At 40.9% G+C, this 26,133-nt stretch carries 15 protein-coding genes; 9 read left to right on the top strand and 6 right to left on the bottom strand.

The window, feature by feature from the left end:
- Positions 1 to 170 precede the first annotated feature (170 nt).
- The 3 genes from alaS to C4F40_RS09940 all read left to right on the top strand — a co-directional run bounded on the left by alaS (position 171) and on the right by C4F40_RS09940 (position 4,685).
- A complete protein-coding gene (gene alaS / locus C4F40_RS09950) occupies positions 171 to 2,783 on the top strand; it encodes an alanine--tRNA ligase (protein ID WP_196939166.1) in 2,613 nt (870 codons plus the stop codon).
- Positions 2,784 to 2,791: 8 nt separating this feature from the next.
- The gene (locus C4F40_RS09945; RefSeq protein ID WP_196939165.1) at positions 2,792 to 3,889 is read left to right on the top strand and encodes a TlpA family protein disulfide reductase; all 1,098 of its coding nucleotides are present in this window, start codon (positions 2,792 to 2,794) and stop codon (positions 3,887 to 3,889) included.
- A gap of 106 nt (positions 3,890 to 3,995) precedes the next feature.
- Entirely contained in the window at positions 3,996 to 4,685 is a 690-nt protein-coding gene (locus tag C4F40_RS09940; RefSeq protein ID WP_196939164.1) for a response regulator transcription factor, read from the top strand.
- Positions 4,686 to 4,756: 71 nt separating this feature from the next.
- Here the strand turns inward: C4F40_RS09940 and C4F40_RS09935 are convergent, their stop codons facing one another.
- Positions 4,757 to 6,115, bottom strand: a complete 1,359-nt coding sequence (locus C4F40_RS09935; protein WP_196939163.1) for a glycoside hydrolase family 28 protein — start codon at positions 6,113 to 6,115, stop codon at positions 4,757 to 4,759.
- A gap of 377 nt (positions 6,116 to 6,492) precedes the next feature.
- Positions 6,493 to 6,792 carry an HU family DNA-binding protein gene (locus C4F40_RS09930; protein WP_196939162.1) on the bottom strand — a complete coding sequence of 100 codons (300 nt, stop codon included), beginning with the start codon at positions 6,790 to 6,792 and terminating at the stop codon, positions 6,493 to 6,495.
- Positions 6,793 to 6,990: 198 nt separating this feature from the next.
- On the opposite strand from C4F40_RS09930, the gene metA reads away from it, so the two are divergent.
- Positions 6,991 to 7,935 (top strand): homoserine O-acetyltransferase MetA, encoded by a 945-nt coding sequence (metA, locus tag C4F40_RS09925; RefSeq protein WP_196939161.1) that lies wholly within the window; start codon positions 6,991 to 6,993, stop codon positions 7,933 to 7,935.
- A 215-nt stretch (positions 7,936 to 8,150) separates the two neighbouring features.
- Here metA and C4F40_RS09915 read toward each other — a convergent pair whose 3' ends face one another.
- The gene (locus tag C4F40_RS09915) at positions 8,151 to 10,628 is read right to left on the bottom strand and encodes a Kelch repeat-containing protein (protein ID WP_196939160.1); all 2,478 of its coding nucleotides are present in this window, start codon (positions 10,626 to 10,628) and stop codon (positions 8,151 to 8,153) included.
- Positions 10,629 to 11,126: 498 nt separating this feature from the next.
- Here C4F40_RS09915 and C4F40_RS09910 point away from each other — a divergent pair, with 498 nt between their 5' ends.
- The 3 genes from C4F40_RS09910 to C4F40_RS09900 all read left to right on the top strand — a co-directional run bounded on the left by C4F40_RS09910 (position 11,127) and on the right by C4F40_RS09900 (position 15,267).
- Complete coding sequence (locus tag C4F40_RS09910) at positions 11,127 to 11,423, top strand: DUF3823 domain-containing protein (protein WP_231389992.1); 297 nt, start codon at positions 11,127 to 11,129, stop codon at positions 11,421 to 11,423.
- Positions 11,424 to 11,566: 143 nt separating this feature from the next.
- Positions 11,567 to 13,051, top strand: a complete 1,485-nt coding sequence (locus C4F40_RS09905) for a glycoside hydrolase family 76 protein (RefSeq protein WP_196939159.1) — start codon at positions 11,567 to 11,569, stop codon at positions 13,049 to 13,051.
- 41 nt (positions 13,052 to 13,092) lie between these two features.
- A complete protein-coding gene (locus C4F40_RS09900; protein ID WP_196939158.1) occupies positions 13,093 to 15,267 on the top strand; it encodes a hypothetical protein in 2,175 nt (724 codons plus the stop codon).
- Between the two features lies 1 nt (position 15,268).
- Here C4F40_RS09900 and C4F40_RS09895 read toward each other — a convergent pair whose 3' ends face one another.
- Together C4F40_RS09895 and C4F40_RS09890 are read right to left on the bottom strand one after the other, a co-directional pair.
- Positions 15,269 to 16,474 (bottom strand): MFS transporter, encoded by a 1,206-nt coding sequence (locus tag C4F40_RS09895; RefSeq protein ID WP_196939157.1) that lies wholly within the window; start codon positions 16,472 to 16,474, stop codon positions 15,269 to 15,271.
- 89 nt (positions 16,475 to 16,563) lie between these two features.
- Positions 16,564 to 17,526, bottom strand: coding sequence for a helix-turn-helix domain-containing protein (locus C4F40_RS09890; RefSeq protein ID WP_196939156.1), 963 nt, complete (start codon positions 17,524 to 17,526; stop codon positions 16,564 to 16,566).
- A gap of 154 nt (positions 17,527 to 17,680) precedes the next feature.
- On the opposite strand from C4F40_RS09890, the gene C4F40_RS09885 reads away from it, so the two are divergent.
- Positions 17,681 to 23,599 (top strand): alpha-2-macroglobulin family protein, encoded by a 5,919-nt coding sequence (locus C4F40_RS09885; RefSeq protein WP_196939155.1) that lies wholly within the window; start codon positions 17,681 to 17,683, stop codon positions 23,597 to 23,599.
- A gap of 61 nt (positions 23,600 to 23,660) precedes the next feature.
- On the top strand, positions 23,661 to 25,025 hold the full coding sequence (locus C4F40_RS09880; protein ID WP_196939154.1) for a tetratricopeptide repeat protein: 1,365 nt from the start codon (positions 23,661 to 23,663) through the stop codon (positions 25,023 to 25,025).
- Here the strand turns inward: C4F40_RS09880 and C4F40_RS09875 are convergent.
- A complete protein-coding gene (locus C4F40_RS09875; RefSeq protein ID WP_196939153.1) occupies positions 25,017 to 26,042 on the bottom strand; it encodes an energy transducer TonB in 1,026 nt (341 codons plus the stop codon). The two genes, C4F40_RS09880 and C4F40_RS09875, sit on opposite strands and share 9 nt — an antisense overlap.
- Positions 26,043 to 26,133 lie beyond the last annotated feature (91 nt).

Below are 26,133 nucleotides of genomic sequence, written 5' to 3'. Positions count from 1 at the left end.
ATATAAATGTACTAAAAATAAATGAGGAATAAAATGGCTCATCTCATGTTTTAGTTGTATTGCTGTTGCCTTGGAGGAGTTTTATCACCCCACAGCCTGCATAGATTTGTCGTTGGAAGAGCAATCATTTTTAAGTAGATTTGCATCGTTTATTAAAATAGATATAGTTCATGACCAGTAGAGAAATACGCGAGGCTTATTTGAATTTTTTCAAAGATAAATCCCATCATATTGTTCCATCAGCACCTGTTGTGGTAAAAAACGATCCAACACTGATGTTTACCAACGCCGGGATGAATCAATTTAAAGACTTGTTTTTAGGAGAAGCCACCGTTAAATATCCACGTATTGCTGATACACAACGCTGCCTTCGGGTCTCCGGAAAGCACAACGATCTAGAAGAAGTGGGCATTGATACCTACCACCATACGCTCTTTGAAATGTTAGGGAACTGGTCATTTGGCGATTATTTTAAAAAGGATGCCATTGCCTGGGCCTGGGAGTTGCTTACAGAAGTGTATAGGTTGGACAAGAATAAATTATACGTTACCATTTTCGAAGGTGATGCTTCTGAAGGATTGGAACGCGATAACGAGGCTTTCGAATTTTGGAAAGAATATATTGACGCGGATCGTATCTTGTTGGGGAATAAAAAGGACAATTTTTGGGAGATGGGAGATACGGGGCCTTGCGGTCCTTGTTCTGAAATCCATTATGATATGCGTCCAGATGCTGAAAGGATGGTTGTTAGAGGGCAGGATCTCGTGAATGCGGATCACCCGCAGGTCATTGAAATATGGAATTTGGTATTCATGCAATTCAATCGCTTGAAAAGCGGGAGTTTAGAGCCTCTCCCTGCTAAACATGTTGACACCGGTATGGGATTTGAAAGGTTGGTGCGTGCTATACAAGGGAAAAGCTCGAATTACGATACCGACGTATTTCAGCCATTGATAACCTATATCGCGGAAAAGGCAAATATAAAATACGGTACTGACGAAAAGACGGATATTGCGATGCGTGTGTTGTCGGATCATATTCGGGCGGTGAGCTTTGCTATTGCAGATGGTCAGTTACCTTCCAATAATAAAGCTGGCTATGTCATTCGAAGAATTCTTCGTCGGGCAGTGCGCTATGCCTACACTTTTTTAAATTTCAGAAATCCTTTCTTTCACGAATTGGTACCGTTGTTAGCGAACCAATTTAAAGGCGTGTTTGATGAACTGTATAAACAGCAGGATTTTGTGGAAAAAGTAATATTAGAGGAAGAGGTTTCGTTCTTACGCACATTGACTACTGGAATCCAGCGTTTTGAAAACTACGCAGCAGAGCACACATCAATAGATGGAGATTTTGCATTTGAACTATTTGATACGTACGGATTTCCGATCGATCTGACAGATCTTTTAGCGCGTGAAAAAGGTGTTTCTGTAGACATGGAAGCATTTCATGTGGCTTTAAATGTACAAAAGGACCGCTCACGCGCAGCGACGGTTATTGATGCTGGAGATTGGATCGTAGTCGGGGAGGAGACCGACGTCGAATTTGTAGGCTATGATGTGCTAAAAGCAAAAACGGAAATAATAAAATACCGTAAAGTCACAGCCAAAGGGAAAGATCAATATCAATTGGTGTTATCGGTTACTCCTTTTTATGCAGAAGGCGGAGGTCAGGTCGGAGATGTTGGGGTGCTTGTTTCCGAATCAGGAGAGAAGATAAATGTTACCGATACAAAAAAAGAAAATGGACTGATAATTCATTTTGTGGATCAATTGCCGGTATCTTTTGAAGGCTTTTTTGAAGCGAATGTAGACGCCGGGAAAAGATTAGACTCCGAGAGCAACCATTCCGCGACGCATTTGTTGCATGCTGCATTGAAGCAAGTGCTGGGTGACCACGTAAACCAAAAAGGATCTTTGGTGTCTCCGGATATGTTGCGATTTGATATCTCTCATTTTTCAAAAATGACGGAGGAAGAGATCAAACAAGTGGAGGATATTGTTAATACCAGGATTCGTGAAAATATTGTACTGAAAGAGGAAAGACAGGTGCCTTTTCAACAGGCTGTCGACTCGGGTGTTACCGCTTTATTTGGTGAAAAATACGGTGACTATGTGCGCGTGATCGCCTTTGATGATAATTTTTCTAAAGAACTCTGTGGCGGTACACATGTAAAAGCCACGGGACAGATCGGATTTTTTAAGATTATTTCGGAATCTGCAGTCGCGGCAGGGGTAAGACGTATCGAAGCGATTACCGGGACTAAAGCAGCTGCGGTAATTCGGGAACACTTTGAGCTTTTTCAAAATGTCAAGGAACTATTAAATAATCCGAAAGATTTTGTATCGACTATTGGTAAAATAGTGGAGGAGAATAGTGCGTTGCGTAAAGAGATCGAACATGCGATTAAAGAAAGGTCATTATTGCTGAAAAAGGATATTGAAGCAAAATTGGAAAATATAAACGGAGTTAGTTTTTTATCTACCGTAGTAGAGCTTCCAAATGCCGAGGCTGTGAAAACGTTGGCTTATGCATTGAAGGGTGCTATAAGCAATTTGTTTCTCGTCTTAGGCGCAGATTTTGACGGTAAACCCAGTTTAACCGTTGTTATCTCGGACGAGTTGGCGAAAGAAAGAGAATGGAATGCCAGTAACATCGTTAGAGACCTTGCTAGAGATATACAAGGTGGCGGCGGTGGCCAGCCTTTCTTCGCTACAGCAGGAGGGAAAGATGCTTCAGGGCTGGATAAGGCTATTCAGCGTGCAAGAGATTTTGTAAATTAATATAGAAAATGAAAACAGTAAGGTTTGTTTTAGGTATAATAGCACTCACCGTGTTGTGGAGTTGTAGTCAAAAGGATGTGATATCTATTTCCGGACAAATAAATAATCCAGGTAATATTAAGGTGGTTGCATTTTATGAGGGCGATCGCAAGTTGGATTCTGTCTTTTTAGGTGATCAGAACAAATTTAAATTTGAGCGACAAGCTACACAGCCGAGACTCTTGTCTGTCGAATTAGGGAAGAATAGATACCCTATTATATTAACCCCTGGAGAAAAGACGGAGTTTGTAACTGACCTTCAGAATCCAGAGCAATACGATATTGTCGGGTCCGAACTGTCGTCAAAATTGAAGGAATTCGCACCGGTAAAACGTAGGAAAGAATTTATTCAGGATTCGCTACAGTCGTCCTTTGTCAAAGCTACCGCTGGAAAAACTGAAATTGAAATTGAAAACTTGCGTTCGGAATACCTTACCTCATTTAAGGAAGAACTTAGTTATTATACGAAGAAAGTTGTTGAATTTGCCACTCAAAACCAAAATTTAGCTGGTTTCTACGCGATCAGTACACTCGATCCCGATATTGCTGAACAGGAGATCATTGCTTATGCGGAGCAGATACACGACCAGTTTGGCGAAAATAGATACGTAAACCAATTTAAGGACGAGGCTGCCAAATTAAAGAGGCTAGCCGTAGGACAACCGGCCCCCGAATTTGAAGCGTATACCCCTGATAATAAAGTTGTAAAACTATCTGATTACAGAGGTAAATTGACATTGGTAGATTTCTGGGCTTCATGGTGTGTACCTTGTCGTAAAGAGAACCCAAATATCGTGCGTTTGTATAATCAGTACAAAGATAATGGATTTACCGTGTTGGGTGTATCTTTTGATAATAACCCGGGCTCATGGATGCGTGCCATTGAAGAAGATGAGCTAATGTGGACCAATATTTCGGACTTGAAAGCATGGAGTTCGGATCTGGTGCTTACCTACAGAATAAAAGCAATCCCAGCATCTGTTTTGGTTGATGCAAACGGAAACATAGCCGCTAAAAATTTACGCGGAAAAGAATTGGAAGATTTTTTAAATAAAGCGTTAAATTAGAAGCACTTTATTAATTTATTAAGTTTATTTTAACACTTAACAATATCATAACATTTGCTTAACTTTATCTTACCATAAAGTACATACTTTTAATAAAAAAACAAATATGAGCGTCAAGCAGAAAATACTTGTGGTAGATGATGAAAAGGATATCTTAGATTTGATATCTTACAATTTAGAACGAGAAGGTTATCAGGTTTATACGGCCGCCAATGGAAAGTTAGCTATTGAAAAGGCTAAGGAAGTTAATCCTGATTTAATTATCTTAGACGTGATGATGCCAGTAATGGATGGTATCGAAGCCTGCCGTATTATGCGCTCGTTGCCGGAATTCAAACATACCTTTATGGTGTTTTTGACAGCTAGAAGCGAGGAATATTCTGAAATTGCGGGATTTCATGTTGGTGCCGACGATTATATTGCAAAACCAATTAAACCCCGTGCATTGATGTCCCGTATTAACGCCATCCTACGGAGAAATGCCACTGAGTCGGTAGAGGAAGAGACGGATAAACTTGAAATCATGGACTTGATCATAGATCGTGATTCGTTTCTAGTTTATCGTGCTGATGGAAAAATTGTTTTAGCAAAAAAAGAATTTGAGCTCCTATATCTCTTGGCGTCTAAACCCAATAAGGTCTTTACCCGAGAACAGATTCTGAAAGCCATTTGGGAAGATTCTGTGGTGGTGACGAATAGGACGATAGATGTACATATTCGCAAGTTGCGCGAAAAAATAGGTGAAAACTACGTATCTACAGTGAAGGGGGTAGGATACAAATTTGATTTGGGGTAATCCTTCCAATTCGTTAAGATGTTCTATATTGATTACGTATTCAAGCGCATACGCAATCAATATAAAATATTTTACTTTGCATGGGAAGGTACCTTTACTTCCTGTCCAATAATGATATCGTTCAACACGATGTTTTCCGTATTCGTAAAACTCATAGCCGTCTCACAGGAATCAATCTGGACATTGGAGAAGTAAACATCCGATACTTTTTTCGAAGGGTATCCTTGGATTACCAAGCCAGCGTTGGTTGCTTTTCTACATTTTACATTATCCACAAATATATTTCGGATGTCGGTTTCAAATCCTTTCCCTTCTCCATGATAATAAGCTGTAATGTAGAAAAAGTCTTCAACTTCACCGAAATCCACATCATTTACATAGATATCGCGAATAAAGCCGCCACGGTCGGGGTTTGATTTTAAATAAATGCCGCGTTTGCAATAACCACCGTATGTGCAATTTTCGATAAATACGTTTTGTACACCTGCCGACATCTCACTGCCAATAACCACACCATGTAAACCTTTAAATCTACAGTTGCGTATGATGATATTTTCGGATGAAATTCCTGTTTTTCTTCCCTCATGATCACGTCCTGCTTTAATGGCAACATTGTCATCAGCGTTGTTGAATTCAATGTCTTCAATCAATATATTTTTTGAATACTCGGGATCAAAACCGTCATTATTTCTATTGAAAGCGTCAAATTTTACTTTCCGGGCTGTAATGTTTTCAGATTTCAACAGATGAACGCACCAAAACGGGGAGTTTTTTATCGTAACACCTTCGATTAGAATATTTTTACACTCAAAAAACTGAATGAGATGAGGCCGTAAAAAGTGACCTGCTCCGAACACCCTTTCTGCTAACGGTGTGTCTTCATGGTTCATCCGGCGACTTAGCAACTGACTTTCTTTTTGGTGTTCAGCCCACTTACTAAAGGTGTCACGAGCATTTCCGTCGATAGTCCCTTCACCGACTATAGCAATGTTTTCTAATTGATAGCCATAAATAAATGGGCTATAATTATATAAAAATGTCCCTTCCCAACTCGTAAGTACAACCGGGAGATAGTCGGACGGAGTCGATCCAAAAACCAATTTCGATCCCTTTTGTAATTCTATACATACATTGTTGGTTAAATGAATCGGCCCATTGATAAGGTAGGTCCCTTCAGGTACGACAATTTTTCCTCCATTTTGTTCCTTACATATTTCGATTGCTTTGTCGAAGGCAGGTTTACAGTCGGTCAACGAATCTCCAATTGCCCCGAAGTTTGTTAAGAGCATTACGTTCTCCGAAATAGTAGGAGGGATAATGTTCTTTAAAACATTATCGCGCTTTTCAATGCGCGACAGGTCTTTCTCTGCTGACAAATTGCAAGAGCTACAATAAACGATAACGATAAGGATGGATATGTATTTTTTCATATGAGCACCGATTTATTTACGCTTTCAACATATTTTGAGAACTACTTCCAAAAGGATAGTGGTCTAATTAAACAGATGTAGCGGATCATGTTTTTTTGTTATGATACATGCCTAATATATCTAAAAATCTAGAGTTATTGTAATTAATCGAATATTATTTAATAAACTTAATTACTGAATATACCGAAAAAATAAATCCTCCAACACCGGGCGACGTCAGAGGATTAAACCAATTATTTAACCTAAATTATGAGTTAATAGTTGTACAATATCTGTGCCAAAAAGCTTAAAATAAGCTAATTAATTAAGATGACTAATGAAGCGGGGCAACTTGATAGTCGCCCCGCAGTAATGTTCATATATTTCAGAAATATATTTTACTTTTTCTTTGTTTTCTTCGCAGGGCCGGCTACCGCTTCTTTTAGCGCCTTTCCTGCCGAGAATTTTGGTATTTTTTTAGCGGCTATTTTTAGCACTGCCCCCGTTTGTGGGTTACGTCCGTTACGTGCCGCACGTTCACTTACAGAGAACGATCCGAAACCAATCAGTGTTACAGTTTCTCCTTTAGTCAAGGATTGTTGAACACCTGAAGTAAAGCTGTTGATTGCTTTTTCTGCCTGAGCTTGAGAAATGCCGCTTTCCGAAGCTACATGTTTTATTAAATCTGCTTTGTTCATTTTTTTTATTTAATTTATAAATTAGTTAGTTAAAGATATCAGAAAAATTTTAATATATCAAACTTAGATAAATTTGACTTTATATGCAATTATAAATACAATATATAGAACCACATCCTCAAAAGTCAATGTCCTGAATTTTTAAGTTCCCATTTATTCTTTATACTTTTGTACAAAATACAATAAGGAAATTAGGATATGCCAGTCAAAATACCAAATAATCTGCCAGCAATAGAGCTTCTAAAGAAGGAGAATATATTTGTGATGAACGACCTACGGGCCGATGCGCAGGATATTCGTCCGATGCGCGTGCTTATTCTGAATTTGATGCCCCTTAAAATATCCACAGAAACGGATTTCGTAAGATTGCTATCAAACAATCCACTACAGGTAGAAGTAGAGTTTTTAAGATTGGACACACATACACCCAAAAATACTTCGGAAGAACACCTGGAAATGTTCTATAAGGGGTTTAGTGAAATAAAAGAGAACTTTTACGATGGTATGATCATCACAGGTGCCCCAGTAGAAATGTTGAAATTCGAAGAGGTAACTTATTGGAATGAAATTACAACGATTTTCGAGTGGGCTAGAAAGCATGTTACTTCCACATTATATATTTGTTGGGCTTCTCAAGCAGCGCTTTATCATTTTTACGATGTGGAAAAAATACCGTTAACCGAAAAGCTATTTGGTGTTTTTAAACATACGGCCATCGAAAAGAGAGATCCATTGTTTAGAGGTTTTGACGATGAATTTTTTATCCCCCACAGTAGACACACTACCATGTCGAGGGCAGATCTGGAAAATTCGGAAGAAATCACTATTCTATCCGAATCGCAAGAGGCAGGCATCGCAATTCTATCTTCCAGGGGAGGTCGCGAATTTTATCTTACCGGACACTCAGAGTATGCTCCGCTTACGCTTCATGAAGAATATACGAGAGATCTGGAAAGAGGTCTTTCACTAGGAATTCCTCAAAATTATTATACTGACAATAATCCCAATAATCCCCCACTGGTACGGTGGACAAGCCATGCAAATTTATTGTTCAACAATTGGCTGAATTATTTTGTATATCAGGAGACGCCATTTGATTTGAAAGATGTCCAGCATTTAGGTGAAATAAAGCATCATAGTTAATTGATCCACGGTCCCCAGTTTGCCCATTGTGCCGGCGAGGCCGGTCGCCATACTACCGTTTTGTAAACCCACCTTAAAGGCGAGCGTGCGGGCATCGACTTTGCTTAGACCCATAAATCGGCTAAAGGTATAGCCAAAGAAGTAGCCTGCTCCATTATGACGCCGTCGAATACGTAGTTGACTCCATTCGACCCCCATCGTTGTCATGGGTTTACCTATACTAAATCCTGGTAAGAATAGGGGTAATTCTCACCCATTAGTTTTTTATATTCTACAATAAAAGACTGGTAAGTTGAACGGGCCTCTGTTTCCAATTTTAATGCCCTATACGCTTTTATTTTGGAAGAAAGGGCGTAATCGTTTAGTGGGTCTACCTTAAAAACAGTATTTGCAAGGGCTATGGTTATCTGAGGCATTTGTGCAACGACGCTTTTTTCTATTTCGGCGCGCAATGCAGGTTCTAACAGTCTTTCAAGATGGGCTTTAAAGTCATCAAATAAAGGATCATTAGAAGATTGAAGAAGATAGCCCCGACTCACTATTTGAATAAGTTCCTCTCTATACCTGCTAACATCCGTAGAGATAATCTCGATACACCTTGTATAATCGCAATACGATGACTCGGTCTGCACGATTTTAAATTTACCTTTTTCAAATTCCAACTCTATCCCATCCAACTCACTTAACGCTTTGCGCAAATGATTAACCGTCACTCCTCGGGAATTTTTGACCTTATCTTCAGGCTTGTCTGGCCATAATACGCTACTGAGGTGCTTAGAGGTAATACCATCGGCAACACTGTATTCTAGTATCAGACAGAATGTTTGTTTAAGTCGGGTACTGAAGAGGTGGGTGATGTCTTTGTTGGCCCTGTCCACTACCTTGAATTCTCCGAACAAATAGATGGCGTTAGGTCGATCTATAGGTACGGGGGGGGCTGTCCGCTGGTTGGGTAGCGGGAGTTCTGTTTGTAGCTTTTTACGTTTCGTGATCCGATAAATGAAATAGATCAACACGATGGTAGCTAAAAGAAGTACAATCGCTATCGAAACGTTCTTTCGAAGCGTAGTCTCCGGATAATCACTCAGTTGTGACGATGATATGGGAGGGAAATTCAGGCTGTATATTTTAAGACTAGAAGAGATGTCGTCCGTTGACTCTTGCACTAATGCGTAGAGATTGCCTAGTTGCGTATCGTAATAAAGTTGGGCCCGGGTTGTGATCTTATCCGAATAGATTGGAACTGAGTCGCCCAAAATTTCGTAACTGCCGTCTTTAATGGAAAATTTATACAGTTTGAAAAATGAATTGGATACATGCTCCGGATAGCCCAACGCATAGAAATGGGAACTGTCGGGAATAATAACTCCCCGAGCCGGAACAATATTGGTCAATGTCCACGGAATCTCCCATACTTTGGAAATTCGATTTGTATTTAAGTCTACTTTATGTAGATCGTAGAAATATTTCCTTCCAACAATGTGCTCGCCCGACTCATTCCCCATGCCACCAAAAATATATGCAATATTACGTTCCTTTAAATAACCGATAGAAAGAAAGTAGCGTGGATAAATAGCCTCTCCTTTGAAATTGCCTTCCTCTGTCCAACGGGCGACGTCGAGGTCGTAACTGTAGAATTTGTCGCTATACCGCATTTGCCCGTAGCCTCCAAAAATAGTAAACTTACGATCTGTAGGATTGTAGAAATATCCGTGATGATGCAGTTCATTGTCTAACTGATCATAGTTTTCTACTTTCCAGGTATAGGTATCTAAGTCTAGGCTAGCGACTGAGGGTCCATCATAAGGATTTACATGGTGCATCTCATAGACATAGAGTTTGTTGGATGCCTGGTCGATGAAACTCGTGCCCACTACAAGATCTACAGGACATCTTGATGTATACTTGATGGTCTTTGATTTTTGGCTCTTGACATTATAGACGAGTATGGAGTCCCTGTTGAAGTAGTATACCTCCTTTTTGACATCGTTATAATTCGATCCTGCTTGAGTAGGAGAGACCGAGGAAGCTACAAATTTCCACCGATAAGCATCGTTGATCAGCCATTCCGGATTGGATACTTCACCAATAACATTCCCCTCCAAATCGTGTACGTCATTTCCCTCGTTCTCCCGGAAGGGGATGACGATTTTGTCCATAGTATTGCCTATTGTCAGGTTTTTGATGGCAAAGTTAGGAAGGTCAATTAAATAGTCACTTTTACCAAATGTGATTTTAGGATGGTATGTATGGGGCAAATCGAGACCTTTCGCTACCAATTCCGTATTATGGACATGCAGCCTGATCTCGTTAAGTAGCAGATTCATTTTAATGCTGACTTTAAACCAGGTGAGATTTGCCAATTGATCACGGTCTATTCGTGCGGTAATTAAACTGCTTTTGCCTTCCTCATTCAATCTAAACACACAATAATTCTGCTCCTCGTCATAAAAAAGGTTAAAAATGCGATTGCTCTTTTCATTTTTTATCCGCAGAATATAACCGATTGGATTGGGTGGAAATAAAGAAAGATCAAAATCTATATTAAAATTATCAGTGTATTCACGGGCGAATACATCACACGATGTTCGTTTTTCGATAGGTTGGTGCCCGCCGCTAAATTTCAAACCCTGAGATAATGATGAGCTAGGGATAATTAACCAAAGTATGCAGAGTGAAAAAAATAGTCTCATATCAAGGAAACAGCAAAAAAGTAACTAAGAATATAGCCAAAAAAACGAAATTCCGACTTTCCATGCCGCGTATTAGTACATTGTGACCGTTGCCAGTTAAATATAACAAGATATTCAGCATGTAAAAATATACAAAATTAAGTTTATTTGAAACTAAAAGGATTTTGTTTTAATGGATATAAAAAGGTGATAAAAGAGATAAATATCAAAAAAATATATAGGGTTATCGTTTTTATTTTTCATTTTAACCCATTTTTAACCCTGAATTTAATCAGGTGTATCTAATATTGTGACTAGATTTGAAGGATCGCTAATCCTTCTAAACATACGAATTATAAATTTTATGATATGAGGAAAAAACAGATAAGCTGCGAAACAGCTTATGTTCTATTTTATCGGATCCCGTATTTAATTTTACTAATTCGTTTTAGTTAAAATAAAAAAGTACGCGTAACGCGCGGAGTTTCGGAAAACGAATTTCGGGATAAAATAGAACCAATGGGCGGCTACAGCAGCAGCTTTCAGAACGTCACCGATATACAGCTTTTTGTCAGCTATTCCTCTACAGTAGGCTATCGTGCACGGGATGAACGCTGGTCGAGCGTCCTGGAATATACGGGGTCGTCATTTAATAGCCTATTAGGGCAAACCATTACGATTGAATCAAATGGAACTATCCCTTCTGGTCGTATCGTTTTTATCCGCGCAGCAGCCCGTATCAATTACGATACACCTAAAGGTAGCGGAACCAGACGGTGGAATTACAATAAACCGCTTGAGGTAATGGTGCCGTAACATCTTTTTTGCCCGCTAACTCAGTGGCTACGGAACTGAGTTAGAGGGTATACTTAGCGAAGCGATCTCATTCATTCCATTGAGAACATACAATGATGAATAACGCCCCAAAAAGCAATTATTAAAATGAATATTATTTACAGATGAAAAGGAAATCAAATAAGTTACGAGGCGGTCTTGGTGTATGTTCTGTTTTTATCGCAACTGTAGCTACAGTTATTGGAGTTTACGGGTTTACCATAATCTCAGGCCCGGTATCGGACGACACCTTTTCCGTAATAACTCAGGAAGACCTTGCTACACGAAACTTGAACCGTGCCATGCAGTTGGTGGATCAGACGATAGGGAGCCACTTTAAAGGCGAAGAGATGGAAATGGGACGGTTTTACAACCCTTTTACAAAAGTACGTTCGTCCGAGAGGGCAAGCGTATGGATGTACGGTGCTTCTATCGAAGCAGTCAACACCATTCTAAAAAGCCTTAAAGCCCAAAAGGAAAAAGGGAACTCGGTGCTGTACGACAAACATTACAGTAGGTATATTATGATATTAAGCCAATTGTATGACAATGCAGCATACTATCTGGGAACCTTTGACCTTGTCTCTTTCACACAAACGAAGGAATGGACCGTCTATGCTGTGGACCGGGTCAATGAAAAAGGGAAAGCCAACGTGACCGGTGTATTGAACGTTTACGACGATCAAATGTGGCTCATACGCGAATTTATAGAAGCGTATAAGCTAACAGGGCAAAAGTCTTACCTAGCGCATGCTGAATATCTTACGGCCTATGTGCTCGATGGGTGGGACAGCGGACGCGACGCCGCGGGAAATGAGCTGGGAGGTATACCGTGGGGGCCGGGCTATGTCACGAAACATGCGTGTAGCAATGGGCCGATGATCAGTCCGCTTGTGTGGCTCCATGAATTGTATAAGGGGAAACCAGATAAGATCGAACACCGCTATATCGACGCTAAAGATAAAAAAACACGTAAGGCCAAAAGCGAGAAAAAGAGCGATTATTATCTCTCTTTTGCACAAAAAATCTACGATTGGCAAAAGCAGCATTTGCTTACAGCACAAGGAGTGTATGCGGATATGATGGGCGGATGTAAACCGGATTGTAACATAAGATATGAAACCGTAAACGGCGTAAAATACAGAGCAAGTACAGAATTGACCGACCCCGTCGGAACTGCCTACAGTTACAATAGCGGTACAATGCTATCGGGTGGTGCAGACTTGTATCGGGTTACTAAGAATAAGGCTTATTTAGCAGATATCAGTAAATTGTCCGATAACAGTTTTCAACATTTTGCCAAGCTTGGCACAATCGTTCCAGATCAGTATACCTTTACGAGTAGAGGGTTCAACAACTGGTTTAATGGTGTGTTGATGCGTGGATATATGGACGTTTTACCCTTACACAAAGGCACGGCCACTTATCTCGGGGCTTTTCAGAAAAATCTGGACTACGGTTACGATAAGCATCTGTATCAGGGATATTTGCCAACCAACTTATTAGCAGGCTGGGATAAAGATCAAAACAAAAATAATGTAGAGGCCATGTTTATGTTTGCCTATGCTGCTCAGTATGCGGTTTTATCTCAATTTGAACTGGAGAAATAGCACCGCGATCGAATGTGTCACCGTAAAAGAAATTTAAACCCATGAAACAACTGTTAACTTTTTTATGCCTTTTAAGCATAGTCGGACAATCACATGCGCAGGTCAAGGATAAGGTGAAAACGACTTTTCAAACGTCGAGAGAATGGAGACCTACTATTGACAATCGCGCAGATGCGGTCATGGTATACGGAGTAGGCGGCAATCCCTCCGACAAATCGAAGCGGATTCCATTTGAAGAAAGAGTGAAATCATGGAAGGATAGAGGCTACATTACCCATTTTATGACCGGGATAGCCTGGGGTGAATACCAGGATTATTTCACAGGCGAATGGGACGGCAAAGCGCATCTTGATGAGGGGCAGGTCACGGTAAAAGGGGATACCATATGGCATGGTCGCATGGTTCCCTATATTGTACCTACCCAGAATTTTCTAAAATATCTGAAAGAAAATCACGTCAAAAGAGTGATCGACGCCGGCATTGACGCTATTTTTATGGAAGAGCCTGAATTCTGGGCCCGTGCCGGGTACAGTGAAGCTTTTAAAAGAGAATGGAAGAATTTCTATGGATTCGATTGGAGGCCACAACATGAATCGCCCGAGAATACCTATCTCTCCAATAAACTCAAATATTGGCTGTATTACAATGCCCTGAATGAAGTATTTACCTACGCCAAAGAGTATGGGAAAACAAAGGGGATGGATGTCAAATGTTATGTACCTACTCATTCGCTTGTAAACTACTCTCAATGGATGATTGTGAGTCCTGAGGCGAGTCTAGCCTCCCTTCCGAGCGTTGATGGCTACATTGCCCAAGTGTGGACAGGTACCTCCCGCGAACCCAATTACTTCAATGGAACGGAAAAAGAAAGAGTTTTTGAAACGGCCTTTCTAGAATATGGATCGATGGAGTCGATGACAGCACCTACCGGACGCAAAATGTTTTTCCTTACCGATCCGATCGAAGATTGGCCGAGGGACTGGGCGGATTATAAGAAAAACTATCAGGCGACTTTCACGGCGCAGCTATTATATCCCAAGATAGCAGATTATGAAGTAATGCCATGGCCCGAGCGTATCTATGAAGGACTCTACAAAACCAGTGCAAATAGTGATACGAAAGAGCATATACCAAGACATTATTCTACGCAAATGCAGGTTATGATTAACAGTCTGAACACCATGCCGCAGTCCGATACGAAGGTTTCCGGTTCAAGCGGTATTAGTGTGTTGATGTCAAACTCGCTAATGTTTCAACGCTTTCCGACGCATGCAGGATATGATGATCCGCAATTGGCCAATTTTTACGGACAGGCATTGCCATTCTTAAAAAGAGGGGTTCCGATAAAAACGGTTCATCTGGAAAATGTAGGATATAAAGAAGCTTTGGCCGAAACGAAGGTACTTTTGATGACCTATGCCAATATGAAGCCGATGGAGATGGAATCCCATCAGCATCTCGCAGATTGGGTGAAATCCGGAGGAGCTTTGGTGTATAGCGGATCCGATCAAGACCCTTTTCAGTCTGTACAGGAATGGTGGAATACCAAGGGAAATAACTATACGAGTCCTTCGGATCACCTGTTTGAGCTCATGAACATTCCAGTCGCAGCAAAAGAAGGCATTTATAAGTATGGAAAAGGTACGGTCGCTATTATCCGTAGAGATCCCAAAGATTTCGTCATCAAAGCAGATAATTCGCAGCAGTTGTTGGATGTTGTAAAAGATCTGTATGAAAAACAGGCTAAAGCGGGTAAATTGATCTTTAAAAATAGCTTCTATCTACAACGTGGTGTGTACGATTTAGTAGCTGTATTGGAAGAGAGCATAAGTAATGAACCGTATAGTATCAGTGGAAACTTAATAGACCTATATGATCCGCAACTACCCATCCTGAAAACAAAACAGGTTCAACCGGGCGAGCAGTGTTTATTTTTGAATATTGACCGGGTGAAAGACAAGCAAAAACCTCAGGTTTTGGCCGCTGCCTCGAGGGAATATGAGGAGAACATCACAGCTAATTCCTATGCGTACTTAGCAAAGAGCCCGATTAATACCACCAATATATCGAGGGTACTCTTACCCCAAAAACCAAAAAGTCTAAGGGTCAATCATAAGGAGGTATTGGAAGAGAAGAATTGGGATCCGCACACAAAGACTTACCTCTTGGGATTTGAGAATAACCCAGATGGTGTTTCCGTTGTGTTCCAATGGTAATTTACGATAGGGGTGAAACCTGTCTACTTAGTGCTGGTTTAAATATCAACAGCAATAGTAGGATGGCGCCTATACAAAACATATAGGAAATAGAGAGCCCAGATTGATCCTGAACATTTAAGAAATTGGCTATCAAATAACTCAAAAAGGAGAAAATGATATAACATACTCCACTGGCGATTCCACTTGACGTACCTGCATTCTCAGGAAACCGCGTGATACAATAGGTAAAATAGACATTATAGGTAAAACCCTGACACAGGTGGATAATAAATACAAACAATAATAAACCAGGGAGACCGATGGAAAGATCTGCGCTGAGAAACATCAGTAAAGCGGTAATCATCTGGATCATATTGGCGACAAAGAGCTTTTGATAAAAAGGCCTGTTGATCAATAATTTTCCCGAAATTCCGCCTAGAAATATGGCGACACCAGATAACAAAGCACTATAACCGGAGACGATTGGACTTAAATGATAGGAATGCTCTACAATAAACGGGATGCTCATTCCGAATACCATCACCATAGTATAACTAAATCCCAACAAGATTATTCCAACAGTAAAATCTACATGTGACAACAGCATTTTGTAAACTTTAATGATGCTTTTGAAATCAAAGGGTTGTCGAATCTTGATTGTTTCCCCGCTATACCGAATTTCCAGCAATAGCATAATTATTCCATAAAAGAATAATAAATAAAAATTTGCCCGCCATCCCACGTATTCCTGAAGGTAGCCCCCCAGAAATGGGGCTAATATTGGTGCCGTAGCCCATACGACTGTCAGCATACTCGTATAATGTTTTCGTTTTTCACCCGTATACACATCTATGAAAAACGAACGCTTACAGACTACGATAAAAGAAATTGCGATACCTTGTAGAAAGCGGTATCCAAAAATCCAATATATATTCGGAGCAAATATAATGGCCATCGAGGTAATCGTAAAAACCAATATTGACAGTATATTGATCTTATATCGCCCAAAACTGTCGACCACACTGCCGACAAACAATTGCGATATACCGTAGGTAATTAAATAAATACTCAGTGTTAATTTTATATTGGAAGCGGAAGTTTGAAGATCCGATGCCATATCGGGAAATGACGGTAGGTAAACATCCATCGCTAACCCAGAAATCGGAATTAATGCAAAAGCTAAAACACTAGCAATGTGTTCATGTTCTTTTTTTAAGAGTTTCATATACGGATTTTAATACAAGCAAAATTAGATGCTGCAGATGGATTCCTATATACTCACTTCAAATAAGTTTTTACATAATTCAAATGTATCTACCTCTCCTCAATATTTGATAATTTATTTACAGAGAAAATATTCAAAATAGTACCTTTTTTATAAAAAGAGGGGTTTTGTCCGGTCTGTTTTTTTAGGAAATAGCTAAAATGCTGAGGGTATTCAAATCCCAGACTATTTCCGATTTCTCCAATGCTCCAATCTGTGTTTTTTAACAGATCCATTGCTTCAGTAACAATTCGCTCTTGAATAAGATGTGTGGTAGACTTTCCTGTACCTGTTTTTAGACTATGATTTAAATGGTTTACATGCACATTTAACTTGTCCGCAAATTCTGCAGGTGTCTTAAAATGAATACTGTGTTTTGGAGAATCCACGGGAAACTGTCCGTCCAATAATTTCATAAATGCCCGAACCAGGCGATCGCCAAAATCCTGCTGCTTCAGCTCTGGGCAATGTTGTAATTGGATCTTGATCGCAAGGTATATAATTAAACGTAAGAGATTAACAATAATCTCTTTTCGGTATTCAAAACTTCCGGTATATTCATCTCGGAGTCCTCTGAAATACAAGGAGAACATCTCATACTCTTCATTTGTCAATTTAATGTACGGGAAAACGTTGTCCTGGTAAAGAGCATTCAATTTAAGTAGGACTGCCTTCAAATCTCCGGTCAAATAATCTTCGTTAAATAAGCAGATATATCCCTTTCGTCGATTGCATTCATATTTACGTTCGAGGCTGTAAGCCAGGGTAGGATTCGAAAACACGATACAGGGACCATCGATCTCTATCTTACGGTCGCCCATTTGATAAACCAAGGAATTGTCGACTAAACAAATTTTATAATAATCCCGGCGCATATAAGGAAAAGTCAGCAAGCAGTTCATGGATTCCAAAATATTGAAATGGCTTGTTTCCCGCTTAGGCAATAAGATATCCGTAGGTATCTCCTTATTGGTGTTTTGGTAATATTGAAGAATTGATTCTACTGCTTCCATATCGAAGAAAAAACTTAAACAAATCAAAGATAAGTAGATTTTATTAATTTGATAGCGAAGAGCTTCTTGAGTTGCCGAAGCGGATACATTTTTACCTACATTTATGGAATTTTCAATTTATCTGCATCCCCTTCCTAAATATTAAGTACTTTGTATGGAATTAGTATCTGCAATTATGAAACGAATCGTTATAGCTCTTTTGGTGTTGCTCCCTTTTATCGGTATTGGTCAGGATTTTAAATCCCAATGGGAAGAAATAGACCGCTTGATAAGCATCAAAAATTATCAACAGACGCAGCACCTTATCGCAACCATAAAAGCGAAGGCCCAAGCCGAAAACAACAGCCCTGAATGGGTACGGGCCGTACTGGCAGAACGTTATGCCTTAACAATCAACATGAGCAATGATTCAGCTTTTTATCACATCCAACAGCATCTACTTTCTCATATCGAAAAAGCCACGCGCTCGGAAAAGAAAGTACTGCAAAATATGTATGCTTTTTTTCTTTCTCAGCACCTTTATCAAAGTCGCGTCGAGTCTACCAATGGTTTTCTAGCTTGGGAACCTGACAAAAGAAAAGTGCATATTGATTCCATTTTCAGGGCATCATTGAATGATAAACCCCTTCTTGTTGAGGAACCCATCGATAGATGGAAAACCATGGTATCTGATCTCAAAAACCGAACCTTGGCTCCCACCTTGTGTCATCTGTTGACTTACAATTACCTGGATTTTTTAGACTCCTTTTATCCCCAAGAAAAAAATAAAGACGAGCATTTTATCCGGTCTTTACAAGAAACGAACAAGGAAAAAGGCTATAGCGACGCATATGCTTATCTTATTTTCCGTCCGTATACCCGCAATGGTATATGGGAAATATTGAATCATCAAAAGCAGATTGAAAAACTGTTAGGGGAACAACATGCTGATTACAACGCCCATATCTTGCTTCTTCTCGCCAACGCCCAAAAACAACAGGGAAATAAAAACCGAGAAGCCGTCGCATATTTAGATAAAGCCATTGATGCGTATCCAAATTCTCCTTGGTTAGATGGGGTCAAAAAATTGTACAGCGAGTTGACCCAAAAGACCCTGTCTCTTGATGTGCCAAGCTTTGCACCGAGCGAACAATATATACCCATTAAGATCAACGCATTGAATGCAGACAATGCATTCATAAAGATTTACCGTACCACCAATACACCCCAAGATTTCAAGGAATACATTACGGTCTACGATAGTATTACGCAACAGGTAAATCTAGATGCCGTACTGGTTTACGAAGAAGAAATAGCTTTAAAGGCCTTTGTTGATTACCAAAGCCATAGTACCAACTTTAAAATCAACCCCTTACCTTACGGAAACTATATTATATTAATCGCCAACAATCCCCAGTTCAAAGACAATGGGCAGGACTTGGACGTATCTCAGGCAGATCTTGTCGTAAGTGACGTGTTTGTTTCGCCCACAATTGAGGACAAGGGCTTTCATGCCATCGATTACCGCTACACCACCTTGATGGTAAACCGCAAAAATGGTTCGCCCTATAACAACAAACGATTGGATCTCTATTATTTTGAAGAAGACGTACTGGCGAAAGTAGGATCATTACGAACCAACAAGAACGGTCAGTTTGATTACCTAGCAGATAACGATGAAAATAGGTACGATCTAGACGAGTTGTTGCTGTTTATTCCCGACGAAAATCACCTGATCCCATTGGATCATCTACAGGGTATACCCGAGCATATACGCGAGAAGAACAACGAAGAGAAACTCCAAAACGATGCTTTGCTATTTACAGACCGTGCGATATACCGACCAGGGCAAGAAGTTTTCTTTAAAGCGATCGTATATACAAAAGATATATTGAAAGGGATGGTCGTGCCAAGTCAACTAATAAAAGTAATATTAAAAGACGCTAATCGTCAATCCATCGATACGCTGGATCTTACAACCAATGCTTTCGGATCGGTAAATAGCAGCTTTCGGATCCCACAAAAGACATTAAATGGTTCGTTTCGCCTAGAAATATACACTGGCAACAACCGGTTGGCAGAAAAGATTTTTTCGGTAGAAGAGTATAAGCGACCAACCTTTAAGGTAAGTTTTGACGAAAACAAACAAACCTATACCAAGCAAGATACGGCTATCTTCACGGGTACAGCGGAAAGCCTGTCCGGGGCAAGTTTATCCAATATTTCTGTCAAGTATAACGTGTCTTTTTACGACACTCGGACGTATCGCCAAATCAACTATTTAGATACGGTTACAACGACTGATGCCACGGGCAAGTTCACCTTCCGTATCCCGCTTATGGATACCGTGTTTAGGGACCAATCAGACTTTACCCTGCAATTCCAAGCTGAAGCCCTTAACGAAACTGGCGAAATCCAGACCAGCTCAGGTTCTTACAGCTATTCAGATAAGCCCTTACGTGTAGCGATAGTCACTTCCGGACAGGTGGTAGAAGGAGAATGGAATAATTTGGTCGTTAAGACAAGCAATCCCAATGGTCACCCCCTAGCGGCCAAGGGAATAATTAACATCTACAAATACGAGAATCCCAATATTATCCAGGGTGAGCGCAAGATTTTCGATTTTCACGCTGAATACCATATTTTGGATACCATCAGCTATCAAAAGTATTTTCCTTGGTACTTTGATAAGTTGGATTTAATCACGGAAAGACCAAAAACGTTAGTAGGTACCTTAACATTTGATAGTAATGATACCGATACGGTTCAGATTGGAAACATGCATGCGTATGGTGCGTACTTTATTGAGGCGTATACGACAATGGGCACAGACACCACTAAAGCTAGCCAGAATATCCAAGTGCGTTCAAAAGAAGATCATAAAATATCGAACAAAGACTTTCTGAACGTTCGCACAGATAGGTCTACCTATACGCTCGGAGACCAGGCCATTATCGGATTCCAGACAGATTTTAAACAGGCAACTGGCGTTTACCTATGGAAGGTGCGGGGCAATACCAAAAGCCCTGTTGAGTTTATTCATTTTAAAAGGGGATATGCTGCCTACACGCACAAGATAACCGAAGCCGACATACAAGGCAAAATCTGGTTCGAAGTAATGATGGTACAGGAAAATAAAATCGTAACGCGAAGACTTGATATCCCCATTGTGAGAACCGACAAATTCCTCGATATCCAGGTTCGTACGTTTCGCGACAAGATTACACCCGGACAGAAAGAGAAGTGGAGCTTTACGGTCAAGAATAAAGATAAAGCCACACATGGGGAAGTATTAGCTTCCATGTATGATACGGCATTGGATCAGTTTGCGCGTAATAACTTTCCTTCCAGCTTTGCAACAGGACAGTATCGTCGTTGGTATCGAATCTATTCGGGATGGAGTTCTCATGCATTTCACAATCAAAAGTCAAGCAGTACACTGTTCTCCAGACCTATAGACGGCTATAATATTTTTGAAAATCCTCCTGTACTTCTCAGTTTCGGAATTGCGAGGCAAGGGGTTTTCCATAGTTTCGACACACTACAGGAAATGGTGGTAACTGGAGCTGTGGAAGAAGTCGCGTACAAGGGTTCTGGCAACACAATACAGCAGGTTTCAGGATCGGCGATCGGTAGTACCAATGGAGTCGAGGACATCACTATTCGAGGAAGGGCTGACTTAGGCAATCAGCCGCCGCTGTATGTAATAGACGGTAAAGTGATGGAAAACCTTGACCAAGGGCAATTAGCTCCCGACAATATCTACGAAATAGTTATTTTAAAAGATGCCGAAGCTACCGCACTCTATGGTTCAAAAGCAGCTAATGGTGTTATTCTCGTCACCACCAAAGAAGCGCATAAGTTGGCTCAGCTAAATCAAGTCCAGGCCCGCAGTAATCTACAGGAAACCGCATTTTTCTATCCAAACCTGTTGACGGATAACGAAGGTAATGTCACTTTCGAATTCGACAGCCCGGAGGCGTTGACACGTTGGAAGCTGATGCTGTTTGCCCATACTGAGGACCTTAAAGCAGGTACGGCATCGTTCTTCACCCAAACACAGAAGCAATTGATGGTACGTCCGAATTTACCTCGCTTCATGCGCGAGGGGGATGAGGTCGTTATCAAGACACAAGTCCAAAACCTGAGTGATACGGTACAAAGTGGTACCGCACGATTAGAAATTATCAATCCGGAGAACAACGAAGTGATCTCTCATGCCTTCTTTGCAGATAATGGTTTGCGGGGTTTTTCGGTGGCTACCAAAGGAAACAGCACGGTGTCGTGGACACTGCATATACCAAAAGGCTATCCAACCGTACAGATTAAAGTGGTCGGAGCAACCGACGAATTTTCGGACGGAGAAATCCATGAGTTAGCCATATTGCCCAACCGCATCTTGCTTACCGATACAGAAAAGATTGTTTTGGACGCTGGACAAAGCAAAACCTTCACCATCCATTCTAAAGGGAAGGACAACCTGCAAGCCAAGATACAGGTACAAAGCAACCCAATACTAGAAATTATCTCCGCATTGGATTATCTGAAAAACTATCCATACGAATGCAACGAACAAACAGCCAGCAAGTGGTACGGGCTCAAAATGTTGCAATATATCCAAAAGCACTATCCGGCAATCAGTACCTATTTCAACAATATCAACCCAGATGAAGTGGATTCAAAATTAGAAGAAAGCAGCAAACTGAGCGAGCTTCTCATGGAGGAAATGCCGTGGGTTAGACAGATTCAAAATGATAAGCAACGGGTTAAATCCCTAGCTAGGCTGTTCAAAGCTAATTTCAGCTCCGAGATTAGTGCGTTGGAAAAAAAGCTCGAAAAGGCGCAACTCGCAAATGGGGCGTTCAGTTGGTTTGAGGGAGGGAAGGCTGATACGCACATGTCTCTTCGTCTCTTGGAGATTTTCGGAAAAGTGGGTAAACTTGATCAATCCCTTATCCAAAACGAGATCACCAACATCAGTGATAAATTGATCCATTTTCTGGATCAAGATACTGCCATCTATCGAAGTAAAGCGTCTACTGGTTTAGTGTTAGATTACCTTTACGTACGCGCCTTATGGAATGACAGAAATGTGCTGCCTGCAGTAAAAACGGAACAATTGCGCAAGCATATCGACCTTACCGCATCCTATACAGCCGATCAACCGGCAGGTTTAGCGGCAAAGGCCTGGTTGGTCAATGCCTTATACGATTACCGTATTGCCAGTATCGAAGTTAAGAACCGAATAACACAGGAAGTCATCTATGACCAAGAACGCGGCATGTATTGGGAAAGTAATGCGAGTCGATACAACGGTATGAGCCTACAAAGCTATATGGTCGAAGCTTACAAGCAACTCGATTCGACAAAATTAGACCTAATCACCCAATGGATTTATTATAGTAAACAGCACAATCATTGGCAAACCACATGGAATACGGTCGACGCGGTGTATGCTTTACTCCTGGCAAACAATCCAAAGGATTTTGTATTGGATAATACGGTCGCTATCCACATAGACCGTCAAGTCGTTGCGACCGATGACAAGGTACTAGGTCAGATTGGCAAAGAGTTACCTTCGCAGGAATTGGCCACAGACAAGGTTGTCCAGGTAACCAATAACAATAACCGAAAAATCTACGGCGGAATTTATCATCAGTATTTTGTACCATTAGAAGATATCCGTTCCGAGCAAAAAGAGCTATCTGTTTCCAAGAAACTACTTGTTCAAAAGAATGCGGAATGGGTCGAAACCACTGCCTTTAAAACAGGTGACAAGATCAAAATCCAACTGACCATCATTAATAACGAACCGCTAAACTACGTTCACCTTCGTGATGGAAGAGCAGCGGGATTTGAACCGGTCTACCAATCTTCGGGCTATCAATTCTGGAAAGGCTATTATTTCACCATTAAAGACGCTTCGACCAATTATTTTTTCGATTATTTACCGAAAGGTCGTCACGTCTATGAATACGAGGTGAAAACCAATAACAATGGCGTGTTCAGTAGTGGTATCGCACAAATCGAATGCATGTACGATCCGACGGTAAATGCCCGATCGGAGAATACAAAAGTACGGATTGAGGACTAAGGAGAAGTCAAATCGATTATATTTTTATTTGTCGAAAAGTAACCCATATCAAGCGTAGCAGATGAACATTAAGTCTTATTCCAAATTTGTTTTTATATCCTTCTTAGGCTGGTTGATGGGCCTTCCTTTAGCAGCTCAATCGAAATTTCCGCAAGATAGCGGATATGATAGTTTATTGGTTCTGGCGAAGCAACATAATAAGCCTATGTTTCTTGTGGTTCATCAAGGCGATGAGCTGTTTTCTCCATTTACCTCACCTCTCTCTCAAAAAGTAAAAGATATCCTCAACAAACAGTTCGTTTCGGGTGTGGTTCAGCTTGACCATGATGACATCCACCATCCCCTTCACAAGACATACCTCCTCAGCACCCCAATATATCTTTTTACCGATAGTGAAGGGTTTCCCTTGTTGCGCTACAACCAAGCCATAAAAGAGGAAGCCACCCTAATTAGTTTGGTTGACTCGGTCAATGAGATTGTGAAAGGCGAGACCATGGGAAAGCTAGTAAAGCAATATAAGAAAGGTATCCGCAACCGATCACTGTTGACCAATCTGCTCAAGCAATACCAAGCATTTGGGCAATATTCCGACCAACAAGTGTTGAATGATTATCTCGCTCAGCTTACCGTTCAGGAATTGAATAACTTTGAAACAGTGATATTTCTGTTGAAGTGCGGCCCTGTGTACAATAGCAAGACATATCTCTTGGCACGAACCAATAATAAAATGGTAGATAGCCTGTATACGAGATTGCCTTTACCAGTCCGGATGGAAATAAACAATAGGATTATCCGGCAAACTTTCCGTGAGGCATTAGACAAACAAAATTATTCTCTGGCTCAGGAAATAGGTCATTTTGCGAGTCAAACGTGGCAGCCGAATTATCTGCGTGGAGATATCGCGCGTAACTTTCATCCAATGGAGTATAAACGTCTTCTGAGAGATACTTCGGTTTATCTCTCGATGGCACAGAAATATTATAATAACTATTTTTATCGTGTCGATCCAGATTCCATGGCGAGACTAGATTTTGCACATGATCGAGAGATTAAGATCCACCGATACGGGCATGTGTTGGATAGCGCTCAGAACGTACATTTTCAGCATTGGATTGAGAAAGGCCGTAAGTGGTATAAGGAAGATCAGGCACGGAGTTTAAGTTTCGGTGCCCGTCAACTTCTATCGTTTGGAAGAAACAATCCTGACGCCTTATTCGATGCCATTCGATGGCAGCGGAAAGCTATTGCACAGTATCCAGGGCGAGGGCAATACCATCATACACTAGCGCAGTTGTTCTACCGTGTTGGTTTTTATGCTGAAGCAGAAGTCGAACAACAACGGGCTATTGCATGTTATAAATACAACAAACAGCGTCACAAACAAATGCGGGATGCTTTGAAACAGATGCAAGCACGATTATGGTGAAGTAGATTTTCGAGTTTGGCTATGAGAAGCTAAATTCAACCGAATCGGGAGAGAATATTTCACGCGAACCGGTACACCTCGCTGATATCCAGGTGTCCACTCTTGCGCTTTCCTAATCGCGTCAATCCCAGCTGCCCCAGTTCCATATCCAAGGTCATCCACCACTTGAAAATCGGATGGCCTGCCTGTCCTTTCCACTACAAAGCTTATGACCACCTGTCCTACCACTTTTGCGTGTATCGCTCTTGGCGGGTACCGGTAGTTTTGTGCGACAAATGTTCTTAGTCCCTGTATCCCACCGGGGTATTCTGGTTGTACATCCCGCTGCTGATAGGGATATTCGTTTCCGAGGCTATCGGTGCTCATACCTTTACTTAGTATGCCCTTTTCGTACCATTCTTCAAACCGATATTTTCCTTTTTGAGACGTTCCTTCCCAACGGCCTTCGCGACGCCCCGCAGTGTAATTCCCTCGTTCAATATCAGTTCCGTGAGAAACCCTCTCAATTGTGCCATTCCCGTCTCTTACCTGAACATTGCCCGCAGAATCTGCATAGTAAACGAGCCGACTGTCCTTGTCGGAAAGCGGAAACTCACCTGAGGAATCCATTGATTTCAAATAAATCATAGTCTCCTTCAATACGCCATTTCTGTAGTATCTTTTTGTGGTGTCTATCAATTTATTGTCGGCATAGTTGGTAGCAGCTTCTAAGGTACCATTGTCATAATAGGTTTCCACCAGTCCCTCAAATCGTAGCCGCCTTGGATCGGAAGTCTTGACCCATCCATGTCGCTTCAGGCTTCCCGTAGTGTAATAGTCATTCAGTTCATATAGTCCACTTGCGTTTGGTAAAAGGCGCAATATACTTGTATAAGTAGCTGAATCCTTGTCTGCGGTATAGCCACCGTTCTTTTTGATATAGGTGACAATCGTTTCCTGCGCGCTTAAAGGCATACTAAAGCATAGAAACAGCAGGTATGCTGTGTGCCTAACTAGATGGGAAAGAGAATATTTCATGTTGTTAATTGGTAATACTGATATTGCTTATCACAAACTTAATTAAACTTATCGTTCTTTGCAAGCTATAAATATGATCCCATTGTGCCAT

It is taken from the genome of Sphingobacterium pedocola, from assembly GCF_015209965.1.
In the GTDB taxonomy this organism is placed as follows: Bacteria; Bacteroidota; Bacteroidia; order Sphingobacteriales; family Sphingobacteriaceae; genus Sphingobacterium; species Sphingobacterium pedocola.
This window is presented reverse-complemented; position numbering and strand designations above follow the sequence as displayed.

Coding starts and splice junctions, on each gene's coding strand:
- alaS (WP_196939166.1), top strand. CDS start 171: ATGACCAGTAGAGAAATACGCGAGGCTTATTTGAATTTTTTCAAAGAT.
- C4F40_RS09935 (WP_196939163.1), bottom strand. CDS start 6,115: ATGAAAAAATACATATCCATCCTTATCGTTATCGTTTATTGTAGCTCT.
- C4F40_RS09940 (WP_196939164.1), top strand. CDS start 3,996: ATGAGCGTCAAGCAGAAAATACTTGTGGTAGATGATGAAAAGGATATC.
- C4F40_RS09915 (WP_196939160.1), bottom strand. CDS start 10,628: ATGAGACTATTTTTTTCACTCTGCATACTTTGGTTAATTATCCCTAGC.
- metA (WP_196939161.1), top strand. CDS start 6,991: ATGCCAGTCAAAATACCAAATAATCTGCCAGCAATAGAGCTTCTAAAG.
- C4F40_RS09880 (WP_196939154.1), top strand. CDS start 23,661: ATGAACATTAAGTCTTATTCCAAATTTGTTTTTATATCCTTCTTAGGC.
- C4F40_RS09930 (WP_196939162.1), bottom strand. CDS start 6,792: ATGAACAAAGCAGATTTAATAAAACATGTAGCTTCGGAAAGCGGCATT.
- C4F40_RS09900 (WP_196939158.1), top strand. CDS start 13,093: ATGAAACAACTGTTAACTTTTTTATGCCTTTTAAGCATAGTCGGACAA.
- C4F40_RS09875 (WP_196939153.1), bottom strand. CDS start 26,042: ATGAAATATTCTCTTTCCCATCTAGTTAGGCACACAGCATACCTGCTG.
- C4F40_RS09945 (WP_196939165.1), top strand. CDS start 2,792: ATGAAAACAGTAAGGTTTGTTTTAGGTATAATAGCACTCACCGTGTTG.
- C4F40_RS09905 (WP_196939159.1), top strand. CDS start 11,567: ATGAAAAGGAAATCAAATAAGTTACGAGGCGGTCTTGGTGTATGTTCT.
- C4F40_RS09910 (WP_231389992.1), top strand. CDS start 11,127: ATGGGCGGCTACAGCAGCAGCTTTCAGAACGTCACCGATATACAGCTT.
- C4F40_RS09895 (WP_196939157.1), bottom strand. CDS start 16,474: ATGAAACTCTTAAAAAAAGAACATGAACACATTGCTAGTGTTTTAGCT.
- C4F40_RS09885 (WP_196939155.1), top strand. CDS start 17,681: ATGGAATTAGTATCTGCAATTATGAAACGAATCGTTATAGCTCTTTTG.
- C4F40_RS09890 (WP_196939156.1), bottom strand. CDS start 17,526: ATGGAAGCAGTAGAATCAATTCTTCAATATTACCAAAACACCAATAAG.